The organism is Streptomyces yangpuensis (assembly GCF_024666385.1).
Taxonomy (GTDB): Bacteria; Actinomycetota; Actinomycetes; order Streptomycetales; family Streptomycetaceae; genus Streptomyces; species Streptomyces yangpuensis.
In genome coordinates this window covers 3,338,276-3,352,269 of the sequence record NZ_CP102514.1, presented here as the reverse complement: position 1 = coordinate 3,352,269, position 13,994 = coordinate 3,338,276, and the positions used below count along the sequence as shown (strand labels likewise).

The following is a 13,994-nucleotide window of genomic DNA, read 5'->3' as shown; positions in this document are numbered from 1 at the left end:
GCCAGCGGGGCGCGCCCGCGCGAACGGATTCGCAGGGCCCGAAGTCCCTCGCGGGCGGGACCCCCGTACGGGTGTCGTACGGGGGAGTGTCAGACCTTGGGCAGGTACCCCGAGGGGTGGCATGCGACGGAAGGAGGAGGCCGGGGGCCCGGCGATTAGGCCTGCAGAGCGATGTGGATCCGGTGGCGGCGGCGCACCATGGATTCATGAGCACCGCAACCTTCACCCCGATCCAGGGCGGCCGCCCGAGCGGCGCCACCGCCATCTCCGACTCCACGCCCCGCCACCGCCTCGGCAGCATGCTGCACGCCGCGAAGGTGTTCGCGGCGGCCGCCGTGAGCGTCGTCGTGCTGGGCGAGTACGCGGAGGACGCGGGCGTCATACGCCGCTGAGGCTCCGGCCCGCGCCCCCCGCGGCGGGTGTCAGGCGTCGATCGCCTGGTAGACCGTGGTCCAGAAGTCGTGGATGAGCTGCGCCGGAGCCGGGTTCGTCAGTCCGACCTGGGTGAGCAGGACGCCCGTGAGGTCGTTCTCCGGGTCGGCGTACGCCGAGGTGCCGGTTCCGCCGTCCCAGCCGAACTGGCCGACGGGCGCGTAGTCGCCACGGTAGGTGCGCACCGCCATTCCGAAGCCCCAGCCGCCCTGCTGCCCCTGGCCGAAGGACACGTGGACGGCGCCCCGCGCCAGGGCCGACCGGGCGGCCTCCTGCTCGGGGGTGAGCCGGTTGGTGGTCATCAGCTCGACGGCGGGCCGGGACAGGATCCGCTCGCTCGCGTGCGTGCCCCGGTTCAGCAGCATCCGGAAGTAGGCGTGGTAGTCGTCCACGGTGGAGACCAGGCCGCCGCCGCCCGCCTGGAACGCCACGGGCGCGCTGTACTGTCCGCCCTTCGCCTCGTCCCAGACGGTGAACTCCCCGGTCTGCGGGTTCGGGGCGTAGCTGGGCGGCAGTCGGTCGATCTTGTCGGCGGGCACGTGGAAGGCGGTGTCCTTCATGCCGAGCGGGTCGAGGACGCGCTCGCGCAGGAAGGTCTCGAACGGCCGGCCGGTGACCCGGGAGACGAGTACGCCGAGCACGTCGTGGCTGAGGTGGTACTGCCAGTGCTCGCCGGGCTGGCGCATCAGCGGCAGCGCGCCGAGTCGGCGCATCCACTCGTCCTGCTCGGGCAGCGGTACCGAGCCCTGGCTGAAGACGCCGCCTTCGAAGATCGCGTTCATGACCGGGGAGCCCAGCGCCGTCAGGTCGATGCCGAGGCCGAAGGTGGAGGTCAGCAGGTCCCGCACGGTGATCGGGCGGCGGGCCGGCTCGGTGTCGTCGATCGGGCCGTCGATCCGCTTGAGCACCTGGCGGCCGGCGAGCTCGGGCAGCCAGTGGTCCACCGGGTCGTCCAGCCGCAGGACGCAGTCGTCGAGCAGGGCCATCGATGCCGCCATGGTCACCGGCTTCGAGGTGGACGCCATCCGGAAGATCGTGTCCCGGCTCATCGGCGCGCCGCCGTCGTGGCGCATCGTCCCGACCGCCTCGACGTGCGTCTCCCCGCCCCGGCCGACGAGGGCGACCACTCCGGGGATCTTCCCGGAGTCGACGTACCGCGTCAGCACGTCGCGCACCTTGCGCAGCCCCGTTTCGCAGAAGCCGCCGTTGATCTTGCCCATGGTGAATCCCCCGTGGTGTTTGTGTTCGAGAACTGCTGAACGACTCCGAAGCTACATTGCGTTTACGAATCGGTCAACGAGAATTCGGGGCTCAATCCAGGTGTTGAGAAGCCGATTCTGCCGGTCTTTGCAATGGAATTGAAGGTGAATGCAATGCATGCCCCGCCCCTTCGTTGCAATGACCTGGGGGTGAACGCATAGCCGCGTCGGCTGATCCACTAGGGTCACGCGCGTGACCTTGAGCCCCGCCCCCAGCCGCTCGCCGTCCTTCCCCGCCGGTGCGCTGGTGACGGGCTCGCTCCTCGTGCTGGGCGTGCTCTGCATCGCCCTGCGCGTCCCCGTGGCCGATGACCTCGTCGAGGGCTTCTCCGCCGCCGAGTGGCACCCGCCCACCGGATATCCGCCGTTCGCGGCGATCCTGTTCACCCCGGCCGCCTGGCTGCCCGCCGGATTACTGAAGGCCGCGCTCGTCCTCGGCAACGCCGGACTGCTCGCCCTGCTCATCGCCCTGTCCTGCCGGCTCGCGGGACTGCCGGCCCGGACCGGGCCCGTCCTGGCCGCCACCATCGCCGGGCTGTGGCTGGAGCCGCTGTTCCAGGCCCCGCTCCCCGGCCAGATCAACCTCGCCCTCGCCTGCCTGGTCCTGTGGGACCTGGCCCGCCCCGGCGCCGCGCTCGGCAAGGGCTTCGCCCTGGGCATCGCCGCCGGGATCACCCTGACCCCGGCGGTCCTCGTCCCCTGCCTGCTGGCCACCCGCCGGGTGCGGGCCGGGCTGACGGCACTGGCCGCCCTGGCCGGGACCGCCCTGCTCGGCCGCCTGGTCCTGCCCGAGGAATCCGCCGCCTTCTGGTCCCGGCACCTGGCGGCCACCGGCCGCGCCCTCGTGCTGGACGCGCCGGGCCTGTGGGTCTGGGGCGTCCCCCTGCTCGCCGTGGCCGCCGCCCGGATCCGGGCGGCGGCCCACGGACGGTCGGTCAGTCGTTCGCCAGCAGCTCGTCTGCGTCCATGATCCGGTAGGCGTACCCCTGCTCGGCGAGGAACCGCTGGCGGTGCGCCGCGAAGTCCTGGTCGATGGTGTCGCGCGCGACGACCGAGTAGAACCGCGCCTCGTGACCGTCCGCCTTCGGGCGCAGGACGCGGCCCAGACGCTGCGCCTCCTCCTGGCGCGAGCCGAAGGTGCCCGACACCTGGATGGCGACCGTCGCCTCCGGCAGGTCGATGGAGAAGTTCGCGACCTTCGACACGACCAGCACGTTGATCTCGCCCTCGCGGAACGCGTCGAAGAGCTTCTCGCGCTGCGCGTTGGAGGTCTCACCCTTGATGACGGGTGCGTCCAGGTGCTCGCCGAGCTCGTCGAGTTGGTCGATGTACTGCCCGATGACGAGGGTCTGCTCGCCCCGGTGCTTGCGCACCAGCGCCTCGGTGACCTTCCGCTTCGTCGCCGTCGTCGCGCAGAAGCGGTACTTCTCCTCCGTCTCGGCGGTCGCGTACGCAAGCCGCTCGGACTCGGTCAGGTTGACCCGGACCTCCACACAGTCGGCCGGCGCGATGTAGCCCTGCGCCTCGATCTCCTTCCACGGCGCGTCGAACCGCTTCGGTCCGATCAGCGAGAAGACGTCCGACTCCCGCCCGTCCTCGCGCACCAGCGTCGCCGTCAGGCCCAGCCGGCGCCGCGCCTGCAGGTCGGCGGTGAACTTGAAGACCGGCGCGGGCAGCAGGTGCACCTCGTCGTAGACGATCAGGCCCCAGTCCCGGGAGTCGAAGAGCTCCAGGTGCGGGTAGACACCCTTCCGCTTGGTCGTCAGGACCTGGTACGTGGCGATCGTGACCGGCCGGATCTCCTTGCGGGTGCCGGAGTACTCGCCGATCTCGTCCTCCGTCAGCGACGTCCGCCTGACCAGCTCGTGCTTCCACTGGCGGGCCGAGACGGTGTTCGTCACCAGGATCAGCGTGGTCGCCTTCGCCTTCGCCATCGCGCCCGCGCCGACCAGCGTCTTTCCGGCACCGCAGGGCAGCACGACCACACCGGAGCCGCCGTGCCAGAAGCCCTCGACGGCCTGCTGCTGGTACGGGCGCAGCGCCCAGCCGTCCTCGGCCAGGTCGATCGGGTGCGCCTCGCCGTCGACGTAGCCGGCGAGGTCCTCGGCCGGCCAGCCCAGCTTGAGCAGCGTCTGCTTGATCTGCCCGCGCTCGGAGGGGTGCACGGCCACGGTGTCGGGGTCGAGCCGGGCCCCGACCAGCGGGGTGATCTTCTTCGACCGCAGGATCTCCTCCAGCACCGGCCGGTCGGTGCTGGTCAGCACCAGTCCGTGCACGGGGTGCTTGGAGAGCGTGAGGCGGCCGTAGCGGGCCATGGTCTCGGCGACGTCGACGAGCAGCGCGTGCGGCACCGGGTAGCGGGAGTACTCCACGAGCGCGTCGACGACCTGTTCGGCGTCGTGCCCCGCGGCCCGGGCGTTCCACAGCCCGAGCGGGGTGATCCGGTAGGTGTGGATGTGCTCGGGTGCCCGTTCCAGCTCGGCGAACGGAGCGATGGCGCGACGCGCGGCTCCGGCGAGCTCGTGGTCGACCTCGAGCAGGAGGGTCTTGTCGCTCTGGACGATTAGTGGACCATTCACGCGCGGCGCCCCGTTTCACTCAGGTCAAACCTCCAGTGTGCCGTACGGGGCCGGGGCTGGGAACACGGCGCCGTGCGGGGTCAGCCGCCCAGACCCGCCAGCAGCAGGGCGAGGCCGCCGTGGAACTCCCGGTCCGGGGTGAGGGAGCGGGCGCCGCGGGCCGCCTCGGTCAGGTACGGGTACTCCTCCGCCGGGAGCCCGGCGATCGCGGTGGTCCCCGCACCGGAGAGGGCACCGAGGTGCTCCTGCTGGATCGCGCCGATCACGTAGGCGAGCAGGGCGCGCAGGGCGACGATCCGCTCCTCCGGGCCGAGTCCGGCCTCGCCGAGCACGCCCAGGACGGTCTCACCCCAGCGCAGCACGCCCGGGGAGCGGTGCCGGTGGGTGAAGGTGAGCGGCAGTACGTCGGGATGCGCGCCGACGGTCGCGCGCAGCCGGTCGACCAGCACGGTGACCCGCGCCTGCCAGGTGTCGGCGTCCGGTGGCGGCGGGGTGCTGTCCACGGCGCCGAGAACCAGTTCGACGACGAGGGCTTCGAGCTCGCCGCGGTCCTGCACGTACCGGTACAGGGCCATGGTGCTGATGCCGAGTTCGACGGCGACGGCACGCATCGACAGCCCGGGCAGTCCCTCACGGTCGATCACGGCGAGGGCGGCGGCGGCCAGTCGGTGCTGGGTGAGCGAACGGGGGCGCGGCATGGTGGTTGACAGCGTACGGCATACGCTTACGCTGTTAGGTGTACGGCATACGCCTACCGAGGAGGTCCCCGTGCGGCTCGATCCCGGCTCCACCGTCCGACCCCGGTCCCTGACCGCCGTCACCGACGGCGCACCCGTCGCCGTCCCCGACCCCGAACGCCTGGTCCATCTGCAGTTCCGCCGGTTCGCCGGCTGCCCCGTCTGCCACCTGCATCTGCGGTCGGTCGTGCGCCGGCACTCCGAGATCGAGGCCGCCGGCATCCGGGAGGTCGTCGTCTTCCACTCCGCCGCCGACGAACTGCGCCCGCACGTGGCCGACCTGCCCTTCGCGGTCGTCGCCGACCCGGGCAAGCGGCTGTACGCGGAGTTCGGCGTCGGGACCTCCCCCCGCGCGCTGCTCAGCCCCCGCGCCTGGTGGCCCGTACTGCGCGCGGTCGCCGTCGGCACGGTCGAACTGCTGCGCGGACGGCAGAAGGCACCCGCCCGGACCCAGGACAACGGTCGCCTCGGCCTGCCCGCCGACTTCCTCATCGCCCCCGACGGGACCGTCCTGGCCCGGTCGTACGGGGAGCACGCCGACGACCAGTGGCCGGTGGAAAAGCTGCTGACGCTCGCGGAGGAGGCGCGTACGGTCCGGACCTGACCAGCGGTCAGCAAGGCCTTCGTCCCGGCGGGATTCACCGTGTCCCGCACCCCCGCCGGGGGCCGGGGGCCGAACGGGTCGAGGACGGGAGCCGACGACGTTGCGGCCGGGTGATCGCGGACCGGCGTCATAGGGTGGCCGTCGCTCACAGGCGACGCAGGGGGGACCGTACGCTCCTGACGAACGGACGCTCACGCTCATGACGCACTCACGCTTCGACCGCTCGCTCCTCCACGACTCCTCCGTACCCGCAGGCACCACCGTCCACGACATCGGGCTGCTCCTGCTCCGGCTCGTCGTCGGCCTCTCGATGGCCGGCCACGGCACGATGAAGCTCTTCGGCTGGTTCGGCGGCCCGGGCCTCACCGCGACCGGCAAGGGCTTCTCCATGGCCGGCTACCCCGCCGGGGACGCCATGGCCGTCATCGCCGGCCTCTCCGAGACCCTCGGCGGCCTCGGTCTCGCCCTCGGCCTGCTCACCCCGCTCGCCGGCGCCGCACTGACCGGCGTCTTCATCAACATCCTCGACGTCCGGGGCTTCGACGCCTACTTCCCGCCCAAGGGCATCGAGCTCGAAGTGGTGCTCTTCGCCTCGGTCATCGCCCTCACGCTCACCGGCCCCGGCCGCTACGCCGTCGACCACTACCTCCCGGTGCTGCGTGCATCACGGCCCCGCTACTCCGTGATCGCCCTGCTCGTGGGCGCAGTCGTCGGTTTCGTCGTGCTGCTCATCCGGGACTGACGGCCGGGCACGCTCACGCGCCGAGGTGCTCCAGCGGCCCCGCCGGGTACGGGGTCTCCACCGGCAGCAGGGCGCGCGCCGCCTCCTCGGCGCCCTGCGCGCCCGACCGGAGCAGACCGTGGACCTCATGGGCCAGCGGGGTCACATCGCGGATGGAGACCGTCCACTCGTCGGCGTACGCGCGCGAGGCGGGCCCCGACAGGCCCAGCTGCAGCGAGCGGTAGGGCAGCGGGTTCAGGTGCAGGTCGCGCTCCGGGTCCCACTGCACGCGGGCGGGCGCGCCGCGCAGCGACTCCCGCCAGGCGGCCCGGTCCGCGTGCACGCCCGCCTCGTAGTGCGACAGGCAGGCGTCGCGCAGCGCCCGGTCGAAGCCCTCGCGGGTGATCTCGACCGCCAGCACCGTCTCCTGGTCGGCCTTGGTGGCCCAGCCGCAGCGGTACATCATCCACAGGAACGACGGCTTGATCCACGTCATCCGCTCCCGCTTCCAGGCGGGCGGGAAACGGTTGTCGCGGGCCGCCGGGACCCCGAGGTGCGGGGCGTAGGCCTGGTAGACGGTGATCGTGGTGTCGGTGTGGGCGGCGCGGATCCGGCGGTGCGGGGCGTGGTGCATGGGGCCAGGGTGTACGGCGGCGGGGGCGGCCCGCCAGCCGTTTTCCCTGCGGGGCCGCGCCGTTGCGGGGGCTCCGCCCCCGGACCCCGCGCCTCGAACGCCGGCGGGGCTGGAAATGCGGGGGCTCCGCCCCCGGACCCCGGCGCCTCAATCGCCGGCGGGGCTGGATGGGCGGCGGGGCTGGATGGTGCGGTCGGGCGGGAGGGTGTGTCGGGCGCCGCGAGGCTAGAGGTGGTCGTCGGCCAGTTCTGCCACGCCCGTGACGCGGTGGAGGGCGTAGGTGCGGACCTCGTCCGCCGTGTGGTCGTAGCCCGTGACGAAGCCGCCCTCGACCCGGACCGGGGCGATGACCCGCTGGCTCGCCGCGCCGTCCGCGTTCACGTAGCCGATCCATACCGCCGACCCGGTCAGGGCCGCCGCCTGCACCGTCGCCAGCGTCTCCGCCGCGCTCGTGCGCGGGAGCTCACCCGGTACGGCCGCCGCCGGCCCCGGCCCCGGCTCCTTGCGGACCGCCGTCGCCGCCAGGTCGCCCGCACGAATCGCCCGTACGGCCGCCCCCAGCAGCGTCGCGTCCGGCACCGGCGGGCCGTCCGGCACCGGTACGGGCGCCGAACGGGGCGGCGTGCGGTGCGCGTCGGCCCGCGCCACCAGCACGTCGCCGGTCCCCGACTCCGCGGCCGGCGCATACCCCATCGCCCGCAGCCCCTCCAGCAGCGCGGTCGGTTCGGCCCGCGCCGCCAGCACCGTCGGCGCCAGCCTGCGCAGCCCCAGCCCCGCCGACCGCTTGTCCGCGAGGATCTCGCCGAGCATCGCGTCGTCGTCGCAGCGCACGTACGAGGAGGCCGCGCCGACCCGCAGGTGCCCGTGCCGCCGCGCCACGTCGTCGATCAGGTACGCCAGCGGCTGCGGCACCGGCGTACGGCTGTGCTCCTTGAGGAAGGCGTGCAGATCGGCGGCCGCATGGCCCGCGTCCAGCGCCCGCCGCACCGAGCCCGGAGTGAACCGGTACACCGTCGCCCCGCCCTTGGACTCCACGTCCGCGAGCACCGCCAGGGTGTCCCCGAGCGGGCGGCGCAGCGGTCCCGGCGCCACCGCCGTCAGGTCGGCCTGGAGCAGCACGTGGTCCACCGGCTCGGGCAGCAGCGGCGCCAGCAGCGGCGCCGGGTCCCGGTGCTCCAGCAGGGCCCGGCCCGGCCCCGACAGGGCGCCCCGGCCGGTCACGCCGAGGACCTCCGCCTCGGTCAGCGCCCAGTGCGCCAGCCGGGCCCGCAGGTCGCTCGCCGTGCGCACGGGACGTTCCCACGCGAGCCGCTCCAGCACCGCGTCCGTGTCGGCCGAGCCGCCCTCCGGCAGGTCCGCCAGGAGTTCCAGGACCCGCCGGCGCACCTCGGGCGCGGCCGACCGGTCCAGTTCGGGGCCGAGCGCCGACAGTGTGCGCCCCTTGGTGTCCTGCTCGCCGACCAGCCCGGCCGTACGGGTCGCCGGCAGCCACGCGGCCGCCAGCACCGACCACCGCTCGGCGGGCGGCAGTTCGCGCCAGTCGTCGAAGGCCGGAGTGGGCGCGTACCGCTCGTCCGCCTCCCCGTCGCCGGCCAGCAGCCCGGCCGCGTAGGCCAGTTCGATCCAGAACGCCGCCGACGCCTCGGTGGTGTCCAGGCCGGACGCGACCCGCTTCAGGTCCCGTACGGACAGCCCGCCGGCCCGCAGCACCGGCGGACCGGTGTGCTCCCAGGACTTCACCAGTTCCTCGACGGTGGCCAGCGCGGCCAGCGCCTGCCCGGCGGCGTTCGCGTCCACAAGCTGTGGACGGTGCTCGCGGTGCACCGTCACCGGCGGGGCCACCGGCGCCGTGTCCTTGTGCGCGAGCCCGCCGCGCAGGTGCAGCGCCACCTCCCGCGGCAGGACCACGGTCCGCGCCGTCGCGGGCAGCAGCAGCCCCCGGTCGCGCAGCCAGCGCACCGGCGGCGCCGGATTCGGGGTCACCTCCCCGTAGGGCGGCCCCCACACCAGCCGCCCCAGCACCTGGTGCGCCTCGGCCGGGGCCTCGTCCAGCAGCGCCGACATCCGCTCCGGATCGGTGAACAGCGCGGTCAGCGCCGTGACCGCGGAGACCGGGTCGTGCGTGGCGGGCAGTCCGGCCGCCGCCACGATCTCCTGCACCCGGGTCGGCGACATCCCCGCCGTGGCCTCGGCGACGGTCGGCCCGAGCCCCGTCGGCGAGGGCCGCTGCGCGGACGGCGCGAGCACCTCGCGGGCGGTGCGCACCAGCCGCAGCCGGTCCTCGTCCCCCCACACCAGGGCCTGGTCGCGCAGCACGCCCAGGGCCCGGGGCAGCGCGGTACGGGCCCGCTCGTCCTCGCCGCCGGTCAGCAGCCCCTCCAGCACCGGGTACGGGCACGGGTCCGGGGCCACGGCCAGGGCCTCGGCCGTCTGCAGCGTGAACCGGTCCAGGCGTTCCAGCGCCCGCACCACCGAGGCCCGGGTGCCGGCGCGCGTGGCGAGCTGGGTGACATCGCCCGGTACCGGGTTCAGCAGGTCAGGACGGGAGTGCAGCAGCGCGGAGAGCGCGGCGTCGTCACGGGCGCGCAGCGCCTCGGCGAGGGAGCGCGGAGAACTCGCCCCGGTCCCGCTCTCCGGAGCTCCCGCAGCAGTGCTTGGCTCGGGCACAGTCGCCTCCCGGTCGCGTCGGCCGGTCGTATCGGCCGGTCCCCATCCGGCCAACGGTATCCGCTGCGCCCGGGGCGGCTCCACGGGCGCACGCGCTACCTTCGGGAGAGGCGGTACGGGAGGAGCCTGGGCGTGGGGATCGAAAGCGACCACCTGGTCTACGAATATCTGAGCGCCGTCGGGGACTTGGCGCAACGCCGGCACCTCTCGTCCGGCGACCGGATGCGGCTCGTGGCGGGCCTGCGGGACGAGATCGACCGTCGGCGCGCCAAGTACGACCCCGAGACCCCGGCGGCCGTACGCCGCATCCTGGAGCGCATCGGCACGCCCGAGGAGGTCCTGGACACTCTCGGCTCGCGGCCGGGCGCGGCCCCCGCCGCCGGCCCCGCCGAGCCGGCTCCGTCGGTGCCCGCCCAGCGGATCCCGCGGCCCGCGGGCCGCCTGCGGCTGCCCGGGGTGCCCACGCCGCGGCCGGCGCCGGAGCGGGAGCCCGAGCGGGAGAACGTTCCGCCGCACCTGGCCGGGCTGGACGAGCTCGGCCCGTCCGGCGGCGCCGAGCCCGACTGGTGGCGGATGACCCCCGGCAGCCACGGGGGCGGCCCGCAGGTCGAGGGATTCGCGGGCGGCATCGAGATCCCGGACCTGTTCAGAGGCGGGCCGGAGGAGGACGCCGAGGAGGAGAAGACGGCCCCGCCGGCCGGGCCGCCGGACTCGGGCGCCCGGAGCCTCGTACGGTTCCTGCGCGAGCGGCGGCGCGCGAAGGCGGAGGCGAAGGCCGAGGCCGCGAAGGCGGCGGCCGGCGCGGAGCCGGAGGCGGCCGCCGCCCCGGCCCGTCCGCGGCCCAACGCCTTCCTGCTGCTGGCCGCGGCCGTCCTCGTCGTCGGTGTCGTCAGCGGCCACTGGCTGCTGCTCGTCATCGGGTGGCTCCTGCCGTACGCCTCGCAGGTGCTGCGCCCGGCCGAACGCAAGTGGGCCGTCCTCGGGCCGCCCGGCGTGGTCCTCGCGGGCGCCGCGGTGTGGCTGTGGGGCCGCACCAACGGCAAGTGGGGCGAGACCCTGGCCGACGACCAGGTCGGCGGCGCGGTCCAGGGGATGTGGCCCTGGCTGCTGCGCGGCGCCGCCCTGGCCTCCGTGCTGTACCTGGTGTGGCGGGCCCGCCGGCGCTGAACCGCCCGCGGGCCGCCACCGCTCAGCCGCCGGGGATGCTGCGCTGCTCCTTCTCCAGCGGCTGTGCCTCGGCGGCCCTGACCAGGTCGAGGAAGGCGGGCGCCTTCGCCACGTCCAGCAGTTGGGCGGGAGTGACGGGAGCGGACGCGTTCGCCGCCTCGTCGGGGAAGAGCGACAGCCGGACGTTGCACGTGCCGTAGCGGAAGGAGACCTCCGTCTCGGTGACGGTGCCGGTCGGGATGGTCGAGGCGTGGGCCTCGATACCGCCGGGCAGTGTGGCCTTCGCGCAGACGCGGCCCCTGATCTCCTGGCAGGGCGAGGGCTTCTCGCCGGACGGCCGCACCGAGAAGATCAGCGGGAACGCCTTGCCGTCCTTGGTGGCCCGGTAGAAGTTCACCTTCAGGTTGGTGCGCTGCACGGTGCCGACCGTCGGCGGCAGCAGGCTCTGGAGCACGCCGACGGCCCGGTCCTGGAAGTTCTCCTGCCGGGCCCGCTCGGCGGGCGGCAGGTCGGCCATCGACGATTCGCCGGGCGTCGGTTCGATGTGGACCGGCTGCGGCGGAGCCGTCGGCGACGGCGGTGCGGCGATCACGGCCTCGACGGGGCCCCGCCCGGCGCTGTCACCCGGCAGCAGCGAGGCGGTGGCCGCGCCGAGCGTGGCGACGGCCAGCACCCCGGCGCCGATCGCGACCCGGACGCGCGCCCTGCGGCGGCTGCCCTCGGTACGGGCCGGGCCCGACAGGTCCATCAGCGCGGGCAGTTCCGCGGTCGCCCGGTCCATCGCCTCGCGCACCAGCAGAGCGGTACGGGCGTCGGCAGTGTCCTCGTTGGTACCCATGACGTCTCCTCAGCTCTCGGTGGTGTGGTCGGCCGCGTAGTCGGTGGCGTAGACGTGGGCGTCGCCCAGTCGCACGCGCAGCTTCGCCAGCGCGCGCGAGCACTGGCTCTTGACCGTTCCCTCGCTGCACCGCAGCAGTTCCGCGACCGTCTCGACGCTCAGGTCCTCCCAGTAGCGCAGCACGACCATGGCGCGGGCCCGCGGTGGCAGCTCGGCGAGCGCGGCGAGCAGAGTGACGCGCAGGTCGGCGTGGTGCGGGGCCGGCGGCGGGTCGGCCCGCCGGTGGGCCAGCAGGTCCCGCAGCCGCCGGCGCCGCTCGGCGAGGAAGGTGCGGGTCAGCACGGTCCTGGCGTACGCCTGCGGGTTGTCGGCGGCGGCCACGCGCCGCCAGTGCTGGAACAGCTTGGCGAGCGTCGTCTGGGTCAGGTCGCGTGCGCCCTCGGCGTTCCCGCACAGCAGGTACGCCGTCCGGTACAGCCCCCGCTGGGCGGCCCGGGCGAACGTCTCGAAGTCGAGGACGCCGGTCGCCGCGTCCCGCTCGGCCGCGTCCTGCCCGTCCGCGTGGCCGTTCCCGGGCCCGTACGTGCTCCCGTACGCGGGCCCGAAATCCCGTACCGCGTGGTGTTCGGCGCCTGGTGGCATCCGCCCTCCCCTTCATCGTGTCCGTCATCCCTGTCCTGAGCGCCGCCGCGCCGAAAAGGTTGAACACGAGTTCCGGGGAGGTTCGTCACACCGTTCACCGCCGTCCGCCCGCCTCGGCACAATGGGCCCCATGAACCTCACCGTCGGCTTCGACCTCGACATGACCCTCATCGACTCCCGCCCGGGCATCCGGGCCGCCTACCGGGCACTGTCGGCCGAGACGGGTACGTACATCGACGCCGACGCCGCGGTCACCCGTCTGGGGCCCCCGCTGGAGGAGGAGCTCGCGCGCTGGTTCCCGGAGGCCGAGATCGCGGCCATGGCGGACCGCTACCGGGCCATCTACCCCGACCACGCCATCGAGCCGACCCCCGCGATGCCCGGCGCCCGCGAGGCCGTGGCCGCCGTGCAGGCGATGGGCGGCCGCGCGATCGTCGTCACCGCCAAGCACGAGCCCAACGCCCGCCTGCACCTGGCGCACCTCGGCATCGAGCCGGACGCCGTCATCGGCTGGCTGTGGGCGGAGGCCAAGGCGGGTGCGCTGCGCGAGCACGGGGCACAGGTCTACGTCGGCGACCACACCGGCGACGTACGCGGCGCCCGCACCGCCGGCGCGCTGTCCGTCGCGGTCCCCACCGGGCCCTGCCCCGAGCCGGAACTGCGCGAGGCGGGCGCCGACGTGGTCCTGCCGGACCTCACCGCGCTGCCCGAGTGGCTCGCCCAGTACGTCGCCGCACAGCCCGGCCCCGCACAGCCCGGCCCCGCACAGCAGCCCGCCGCCTCGGAGGCCCAGGAAGTGTCCGCCTAGGCCCCCTGGGAGGCGCGGGCCGCCCTGCGCTGGGCCGCCGCCGAGCGCAGCACGCCCGCGGCGGAGATCGCGAAGCCGACGCCCATCAGCATGCACACGGCCCACGCGTACGACGGGAACGGGTCGATGTCGAGGAACAGCGGGGCCATCGTGGCCAGCGTGGCCACGGCCCCGGCGATGAACACGATGCCGCCGGCCCTGACCAGTCCGTCGCCGGGCCGCGCTTCGTCGGAGTGAGGAGTAACAGTCACCTCACCAGGGTAGTTCCCTGGCCGAAGCAGCCGACCGTGAAGGACCGGGGAACGTCTTGTCACCCGGCCCCCGACCATTAGCCTTGAGGTGGCGGGTCACACATGGCCCGCTGCGCTGTTGTCCGGAGCCGTTCGCGGCCCTTCGGACCCCCGACGAGCACAAGGACAGAGGACGGACGTGCCTACCGGCAAGGTCAAGTGGTTCAACAGTGAGAAGGGCTTCGGCTTTCTCTCCCGCGACGACGGCGGCGACGTCTTCGTCCACTCGTCGGTACTCCCTGCCGGGGTCGATGCCCTCAAGCCCGGTCAGCGAGTCGAGTTCGGCGTCGTCGCCGGACAGCGCGGTGACCAGGCACTTTCGGTGACCGTCCTGGACCCGGCGCCGTCCGTCGCGGCCGCCCAGCGCCGCAAGCCCGACGAGCTCGCCTCGATCGTGCAGGACCTCACCACCCTGCTGGAGAACATCACCCCGATGCTGGAGCGCGGCCGCTACCCCGACAAGACGCACGGCACGAAGATCGCCGGACTGCTGCGCGCGGTGGCCGACCAGCTCGACGTCTGACCCGCGTACGCACACCCGCGCCCCGTCCCTCCCGCGAGGGACGGGGCGCGGCCGTGCACGGCCCGCGGCCGTGCACGGCCCGCGGCCGTGCAC

General features: G+C 74.1%; 15 protein-coding genes. 7 read left to right on the top strand and 8 right to left on the bottom strand.

The genetic code is table 11. The features are described 5' to 3' along the window. The first annotated feature begins 206 nt into the window (after positions 1-206). A complete protein-coding gene (locus tag NRK68_RS15175; RefSeq protein ID WP_030662445.1) occupies positions 207-392 on the top strand; it encodes a hypothetical protein in 186 nt (61 codons plus the stop codon). 30 nt (positions 393-422) lie between these two features. On the opposite strand, the gene NRK68_RS15170 is transcribed toward NRK68_RS15175, so the two are convergent. Beyond that, positions 423-1,652, bottom strand: a complete 1,230-nt coding sequence (locus NRK68_RS15170) for a serine hydrolase domain-containing protein (RefSeq protein ID WP_183067901.1) — start codon at positions 1,650-1,652, stop codon at positions 423-425. Positions 1,653-1,884: 232 nt separating this feature from the next. On the opposite strand from NRK68_RS15170, the gene NRK68_RS15165 reads away from it, so the two are divergent. Continuing rightward, entirely contained in the window at positions 1,885-2,661 is a 777-nt protein-coding gene (locus tag NRK68_RS15165; RefSeq protein WP_257855997.1) for a glycosyltransferase 87 family protein, read from the top strand. Here NRK68_RS15165 and NRK68_RS15160 read toward each other — a convergent pair. After that, positions 2,627-4,270 carry a DNA repair helicase XPB gene (locus tag NRK68_RS15160; protein ID WP_183067899.1) on the bottom strand — a complete coding sequence of 548 codons (1,644 nt, stop codon included), beginning with the start codon at positions 4,268-4,270 and terminating at the stop codon, positions 2,627-2,629. The genes NRK68_RS15165 and NRK68_RS15160 overlap by 35 nt on opposite strands. 80 nt (positions 4,271-4,350) lie before the next feature. After that, positions 4,351-4,968: a TetR/AcrR family transcriptional regulator gene (locus tag NRK68_RS15155; protein ID WP_257855996.1), complete on the bottom strand. Its 618-nt coding sequence runs from the start codon at positions 4,966-4,968 to the stop codon at positions 4,351-4,353. Between the two features lie 70 nt (positions 4,969-5,038). On the opposite strand from NRK68_RS15155, the gene NRK68_RS15150 reads away from it, so the two are divergent. Further along, complete coding sequence (locus NRK68_RS15150) at positions 5,039-5,611, top strand: peroxiredoxin-like family protein (protein ID WP_257855994.1); 573 nt, start codon at positions 5,039-5,041, stop codon at positions 5,609-5,611. 199 nt (positions 5,612-5,810) lie between these two features. After that, positions 5,811-6,353, top strand: coding sequence for a DoxX family protein (locus tag NRK68_RS15145; protein ID WP_183067896.1), 543 nt, complete (start codon positions 5,811-5,813; stop codon positions 6,351-6,353). Between the two features lie 13 nt (positions 6,354-6,366). Here NRK68_RS15145 and NRK68_RS15140 read toward each other — a convergent pair whose 3' ends face one another. Continuing rightward, the gene (locus tag NRK68_RS15140) at positions 6,367-6,966 is read right to left on the bottom strand and encodes a DUF4291 domain-containing protein (RefSeq protein ID WP_257855993.1); all 600 of its coding nucleotides are present in this window, start codon (positions 6,964-6,966) and stop codon (positions 6,367-6,369) included. A 225-nt stretch (positions 6,967-7,191) separates the two neighbouring features. Beyond that, entirely contained in the window at positions 7,192-9,633 is a 2,442-nt protein-coding gene (locus tag NRK68_RS15135) for a helicase C-terminal domain-containing protein (RefSeq protein ID WP_183067894.1), read from the bottom strand. Positions 9,634-9,765: 132 nt separating this feature from the next. On the opposite strand from NRK68_RS15135, the gene NRK68_RS15130 reads away from it, so the two are divergent. Then, positions 9,766-10,800, top strand: coding sequence for a hypothetical protein (locus NRK68_RS15130; protein ID WP_183067893.1), 1,035 nt, complete (start codon positions 9,766-9,768; stop codon positions 10,798-10,800). 22 nt (positions 10,801-10,822) lie between these two features. Here the strand turns inward: NRK68_RS15130 and NRK68_RS15125 are convergent, their stop codons facing one another. Both NRK68_RS15125 and NRK68_RS15120 read right to left on the bottom strand, forming a co-directional pair. Then, positions 10,823-11,638, bottom strand: coding sequence for a hypothetical protein (locus tag NRK68_RS15125; protein ID WP_257855992.1), 816 nt, complete (start codon positions 11,636-11,638; stop codon positions 10,823-10,825). Positions 11,639-11,647: 9 nt separating this feature from the next. Further along, positions 11,648-12,280, bottom strand: coding sequence for a SigE family RNA polymerase sigma factor (locus tag NRK68_RS15120; RefSeq protein ID WP_257855990.1), 633 nt, complete (start codon positions 12,278-12,280; stop codon positions 11,648-11,650). A gap of 121 nt (positions 12,281-12,401) precedes the next feature. Between NRK68_RS15120 and NRK68_RS15115 the strand changes: the two genes are divergently transcribed. Then, complete coding sequence (locus NRK68_RS15115; protein WP_183067890.1) at positions 12,402-13,088, top strand: HAD family hydrolase; 687 nt, start codon at positions 12,402-12,404, stop codon at positions 13,086-13,088. Here NRK68_RS15115 and NRK68_RS15110 read toward each other — a convergent pair. After that, complete coding sequence (locus NRK68_RS15110; RefSeq protein ID WP_030961844.1) at positions 13,085-13,339, bottom strand: hypothetical protein; 255 nt, start codon at positions 13,337-13,339, stop codon at positions 13,085-13,087. The genes NRK68_RS15115 and NRK68_RS15110 overlap by 4 nt on opposite strands. Before the next feature lie 178 nt (positions 13,340-13,517). On the opposite strand from NRK68_RS15110, the gene NRK68_RS36770 reads away from it, so the two are divergent. Further along, complete coding sequence (locus tag NRK68_RS36770) at positions 13,518-13,901, top strand: cold-shock protein (RefSeq protein WP_030961842.1); 384 nt, start codon at positions 13,518-13,520, stop codon at positions 13,899-13,901. The last annotated feature ends 93 nt before the right edge of the window (positions 13,902-13,994 follow it).